Source organism: Desulfurivibrio modestus, from assembly GCF_044068625.1.
Classification (GTDB): domain Bacteria; phylum Desulfobacterota; class Desulfobulbia; order Desulfobulbales; family Desulfurivibrionaceae; genus Desulfurivibrio.
On record NZ_JBIPKH010000059.1, the window covers coordinates 1 to 1568 of the forward strand.

Below are 1568 nucleotides of genomic sequence, written 5' to 3' on the forward strand. Positions count from 1 at the left end.
CCGAATGGCGCTAGTTTAAGCTCTTTTTATACAATAAACCACCTGAAAATATTGGCTAAAATTGGTATATTTGCCAATGCGAAATACAAAAAATGCAATGCCAATGCTTCCAGGATTTCATCTGCGGACTCTGCGTCGAAAACCACGCTCATCCCAGCAGAAACTTGCCCAAAAAATAGCTCTGCTGAAGCAAAAGTCTTTCAAGCAGATCGGTGAGCTCTTTGAAAAGTTTATCCCCCGCCCGTTTCTTAAGCAGGAACAGGATGGGGCCATGAGTCGCCGGAGGCTTTTCTCAAAAGAGAATACATTCTGGGCTTTTTTCAGTCAGGTGCTGGATGCGGACGGGGGCTGCAAGGAAGTGATCCGCAAGCTTCAATCCTATGCCTCTATTAAGGGAGTAAAGATTCCATCATCCTCGACCGCCTCCTATTGCACGGCTCGCAGGAAATTGGACGAACAGATGCTCTCCGAAATTTTTGAACACACGGCGGATCGGCTTGACAAAATGCCGGAGGCCGGCTTGTTGAACAACCGGCGAGTCATTGTTGTCGACGGGACGGGGGTCAGCATGCCGGATACACCGGCGAGCCAGGAGGTTTGGCCGCAGTCGTCCTCTCAGAAGCCGGGATGCGGTTTTCCGACGGCACGTATCTGTGCCTGTTTTTCGCTGGAAAGTGGGGCTTTGCTCAGTTACGCCATCGGTAATAAAAAGAATAACGAGCTGCCGCTGTTCCGCAAGCAGTGGAAGATGTTTAAGCGGGGAGACATCTTCCTCGGAGACAAAGGGTTCTGTAGTTATTTCGACATCGCAAACCTGGAGAAACAAGGCGTCGACAGCGTTGTTACCCTTGCCAGAAGAACTCCGGTCAGTTCGGCAGGCAGCCTTAAAAAGCTCGGGCCTGATGACCTGCTGATAACGTGGAAACGCCCCGTCTATAACACTATTCTGTCGTATTCGAAAGAGGCATGGGAGGAGCTTCCGAAGGAGCTTGTCTTGAGACAGATCAAGGTCACGGTGAAACATCCTGGATTCAGAACTCAGGGGTTCTACATTGTCACGACCCTTCTCGATGCCAAGCGATATCCTGCGGAAGAGATTGCCGAACTTTACTTCAAACGGTGGGATGTCGAGCTGTTTTTCCGCGACATCAAAACGACCATGGGCCTGGACATTCTGCGCTGCCGAACTCCGGAGATGATCCGCAAGGAAATCTTGATGTACTTTATCGCCTACAACTGCATCCGGCGATTGATGTATGAGGCTGCGGAAGAAGCGGATATTGAGGTTCGGGTTGTGAGTTTCAAGGGCAGTGTGCAGGCCCTTCGTAACTGGGAGCCCCATTTAAATCAGGCGAAGATCAGCCGGGCAGAGCGTTTCAGGTTGATCAGTGATTTGTATGACGCGATGACCAACAGTCCGGTCAGGCAACGCCCAGGGCGAAGTGAACCCCGATGCCTTAAGCGACGCCCAAAAAATTACCAGCTGTTGACCTCACCAAGGCATGACATGAAAGAGATTATGCACCGGAGCAGATATCATGCTGCAATCGCTTAAACTAGCGCCATTC

2 protein-coding genes are annotated in these 1568 nt (G+C 50.8%); both read left to right on the top strand.

Annotated elements, in window-relative coordinates:
* Window positions 1-216 (top strand): hypothetical protein (locus ACHHRT_RS13760; protein ID WP_395500342.1); only part of this gene is annotated, 216 nt, incomplete at its 5' end.
* Entirely contained in the window at window positions 131-1555 is a 1425-nt protein-coding gene (locus ACHHRT_RS13765) for an IS4 family transposase (protein WP_395500340.1), read from the top strand. The genes ACHHRT_RS13760 and ACHHRT_RS13765, both read left to right, overlap by 86 nt.
* Window positions 1556-1568 lie beyond the last annotated feature (13 nt).